This is a genomic window from Desulfofundulus sp. (assembly GCF_049701015.1).
GTDB lineage: Bacteria > Bacillota > Desulfotomaculia > Desulfotomaculales > Desulfovirgulaceae > Desulfofundulus.
The window spans coordinates 1-4,022 of record NZ_JBNATZ010000228.1 but is presented as its reverse complement, the minus strand read 5'-3'; the positions used below and the strand labels follow the sequence as shown (position 1 = coordinate 4,022).

Sequence of the window (4,022 nt, the reverse complement as noted above, 5' to 3'; positions counted from 1 at the left end):
GGTAACCATGCGCCGGGAGAAGTTTGAGGCCTTTTGCCTCATGATTCAGAAATGAGAAATGAAAAATTAGTGCCCCGGGGGTTCAAGGTATGACTCCCGGGGCATTTAACTTTCAGGTTCAGGTTGATGATCACGAAAGGCTCCCACTGGCCAGAATCAATATAACCAGAAGAATTATCCCCAGCCCCAGACTCCAGCCGATAAGTTTTTTCTCCGCCGGCATGAGCTCTACATACTGCTCTTCTTCAGGAATCGGCTTTTGTAATGCAGGTTCCGGAGATACCCGAGGCCAGGGGCGCGGCCCATTCCGGCGTAAACCGGAAATACTTGCGGGAAATGTAGTAGACGATGGGCCAGTAAATAAGGTAGGCCTCCACAATGGCACAGAAGCCCCGGAAAAGCACCGTCCCGGCAAGGCCGATGGATTCAGAGGCCTTGATGCCGATGGTGGCACCAAGAATGACGATGGCTGTTTTGATGAACCACTCCGGCCTAGCTGCTTCCTGCAGAAAACGGGTTACTCCGGGGAACAGGTTCGCCAGAATGAGACCCACCAGCAGGGCAACAATAAATCCGGCTTCGCCGGTAAGACTTAGAGACCAGGGAATTTTGAACTTGGCCAGCACATCGGGAGTGGCGGCGATATATGCATAATTACCACATATCCAGCAAGCATAAGTCACCCAGAAGATGATAGTGAACCCGGCCATAAACCTTTTCAAATCCCAGCCCATAGTGGCAGCACCAATGGTGGTTACAGCCAGCATAAAGACGTAGGTCAACAGCAGGGAGAGAATCCCCGGCATGCCCTTGTACGCATCGGATACGGGAGTCAGAGCTTTGGAAAGATCAGTCCAGATGTTGGTTTTTACTACCCAGCCCAGCAGGTCCATTCCAGCCAGCTTACCCAGACCAAGCAAAAAAATAAACAGACCCAGCCAGACAGCCCACCAGTCTTCACTTTTCAACAGGGATGACCGCTGCGTGGAAGACATGTTTTCCCCCCTCCTTTTAGCTCATTGTGTTTTGTGGTTGTACCGTTTTATGGCTTGATAATTTTAGATGAGACATCACCTCCTGGTTCTGCTCATCATCTCGCCGGCCGGCATCCTGGTGCTGGCCAGACTACCGGGGTTTGCGGAACCGGCGAATATTTTATGGTAATCTTCATTGCTAATGATAAGACCTGTGATCTGGTTCTACAACCATAAGTACGTAAAATTACCGGTTTCTTTCCTGAATAACGGCTTTCCAGAACAAAAACAGCCACGGCTATCTCTCGGGCGTTTGGTCCTTTATCCTCCTGAATGAATTCACGGAACCCGGGATTTTCACCCATAAATTCGTAATTACGGAGCCTTATATGTTTATACCATGGTGTCTTTAAGGTACATTTCGAGTCTGAAAACCGTGATTTTAAACCCCGGTCATTGCCGGGTCCGGTTGGCAAGCCTATAATATGGGAGTAAAAGCGGCAACCTGTGAAATCCTGGAGAGCATGTGGAAGCAACAGGTTGAGATGCTGTACATACAATAACTTAAATGCAGGTATACCCGGTTTTAGACCTGAACAGGGAGGTGGTTTGTTGCGGTTTGTAATTATCGGCAACAGCGCGGCAGGGGTCGCGGCCGTGGAGACCCTGCGCTGCCTGGGCGGTTACCAGCACCACATTACCGTGGTGAGCGATGAGCCCACGGGGGCCTATTCCCGCTGCCTGCTGCCGGATTTAGTGGCGGGCAAGAGTACAGAAAATTCCATCAGGTTGCGGCCGGCGGAGTTTTACCGGCGGCTGGGGGTTGAGCTGCTGGCCGGGGTGGCTGTGGTGGCTCTGCGCCCACATGAGAAAAAGGTGGTTCTGGCTGACGGCCGGGAACTGGCCTACGACCGCCTGCTGGTAGCCACCGGGGCCAGCCCGGTGCTCCCGGCGGTGCCGGGGGTTGAGGTGGAGGGGGTTTGTACCCTGCGCAGCCTGCGCGATGCCCGGCGGCTGTCCGCCCTGGTCCCGCAGGTTTCCGGGGCGGTGGTGGTGGGCGGCGGGCTGGTGGGGCTGAAGGCTGCCTGGGCTCTGAAACAGGCCGGTCTTGAGAAAGTTACCGTTGTGGTGACCAGCCCGCGATTACTCATCCGGCAGCTGGATGAAAGGGCGGCGGCCATGGTGGAGCGGGAACTGGTCAATGCAGGGGTCGATTTTATCTACAACGCCCGGGTAAAGGCTTTTATAGCCGGACCACAGGGCCGCCTGACAGGGGTGGAGCTGGAAGACGGCCGGGAACTGCCCGCGGGGCTGGCTGTGGTGGGCAAGGGTGTACGCCCGAACAGCAGTCTGGTGGAGGAGGCGGGCGGCGAGGTGGGGCGGGGTGTTGTGGTTGACGGCTACATGCGCACTTCCCTGGAAGATGTTTATGCGGCGGGGGACTGTATCCAGGTAACCGACCGGTTGACAGGCCAGAAGGTCAACTCGGCCCTGTGGACGCTGGCCTTCGAGCAGGGGCGTTACGCGGCGGCCAATATGCTGGGCGTAGCCCGTCCCTACCCGGCACCCCTCACCAGGTTGAACAGCGCCCGCTTTGGTGGGGTGGACGTGGTTTCGGTGGGGAACCTGGAGGGTGAGGAGGTACTGGTCCAATATGATCCCTTGAGCCGTACCTACCGGCGGCTGGTCTTTGATGGCGAGCGCCTGGCAGGGTACATCCTGGCCGGAAAAGTGGACGGCGCGGGGGTGTACACAGCCCTGGTGAAATCGGGCCGCCCGGCGTGGAGTTACCGCCATTGCTTGCTTCAGGGGCAAGTGGGAAGCGTATCTTTAGAGGTGCTTTTGCGAGACAAAAATGATCTCAATCCGAACAGCTTTATAAATTAAGACCCGCCCGGGAATCCGGAAGAATTCCAAAAGCTTGGCGAAGGGAGAGGTATTCCATGAAGGATACCCGTTCAATTGACTCAACTTCACTTCAGATGCTTAAAGTGGCCCGTGAGGAAGGCCTGGAGACCGCCTGGGACCGTTACCAGGCGCAGCAGCCCCAGTGCGGCTTCGGCGAACTGGGGCTTTGCTGCCGGAACTGCAACATGGGCCCGTGTCGCATCGACCCCTTTGGAGACGGCCCGCAGAAAGGAGTCTGCGGGGCAACCGGTGATATTATCGTAGCGCGAAACCTGTTAAGGATGATTGCCGCCGGAGCGGCAGCACACTCGGACCACGGGCGGGACGTGGTGGAGACTTTGCTGGGGGTGGCGACTGGCAAAACAAAGGATTATGCCATTAAGGACGAAAGTAAGCTTAAGAAACTGGCAGCCGAATTTAACATTAAGACTGAAGGCAGGCCGGTTGAAGAAATAGCTGAAGAGCTGGCTGAAGCAGCGCTGGAGGAGTTTGGCACCAGGAAAGGTTACCTGCAGGCCATCGACCGGGTCCCTCCAAAACGCAAAGGAATATGGGAAAAGCTGGGCATTATCCCCCGCGGGATCGACCGGGAAGTGGTGGAAGCCATGCACCGCACACACTTTGGTGTGGACAACGACCCGGCCAATCTCATCCTGCACGGCCTGCGCTGCAGTCTCTCCGATGGTTGGGGCGGCTCTTTGCTGGCCACGGAATTTTCCGACGTTTTATTCGGCACTCCCCGCCCGGTAAGGGGCCGGAGCAACCTGGGCGTCCTCAGTAAAGAGGCGGTAAATATTCTCGTACACGGCCACGAGCCCATCCTGTCGGAAATGCTGGTGGAAGCGGCAAAAGAACCCGGATTAATTTCCGCCGCCAGGGCGGCGGGAGCAAGCGGGATCAACCTGGTGGGCATGTGCTGTACCGGCAACGAAATTCTCATGCGCCACGGCGTTCCAGTGGCCGGCAACTTTCTTCAGCAGGAGCTGGCGGTAATTACGGGCGCCCTGGAGGCGGTTGTGGTTGACGTGCAGTGCATCATGCCTGCCCTTGGCCAGCTGGCCGCCTGCTACCACACGAAGTTTATTTCAACTTCGCTCAAGGCAAAATTCCCCGGAGCCATTCATATACCGTTTGATGAAC

2 protein-coding genes and 1 pseudogene are annotated in these 4,022 nt (G+C 56.4%); 2 read left to right on the top strand and 1 reads right to left on the bottom strand.

The annotated features are described in order from the left end of the window. Positions 1-245 precede the first annotated feature (245 nt). Entirely contained in the window at positions 246-995 is a 750-nt protein-coding gene (locus ACPLUI_RS12070; RefSeq protein WP_424660507.1) for a hypothetical protein, read from the bottom strand. Positions 996-1,586: 591 nt separating this feature from the next. On the opposite strand from ACPLUI_RS12070, the gene ACPLUI_RS12065 reads away from it, so the two are divergent. Then, complete coding sequence (locus tag ACPLUI_RS12065; RefSeq protein WP_424660506.1) at positions 1,587-2,861, top strand: NAD(P)/FAD-dependent oxidoreductase; 1,275 nt, start codon at positions 1,587-1,589, stop codon at positions 2,859-2,861. A gap of 56 nt (positions 2,862-2,917) precedes the next feature. After that, positions 2,918-4,022 (top strand): annotated as a pseudogene (locus ACPLUI_RS12060) (anaerobic carbon-monoxide dehydrogenase catalytic subunit); the annotation flags it as partial.

Excerpts from the sequence above, each read along its gene's own strand:
- ACPLUI_RS12070 (WP_424660507.1), bottom strand. The coding sequence starts at position 995 with ATGTCTTCCACGCAGCGGTCATCCCTGTTGAAAAGTGAAGACTGGTGG.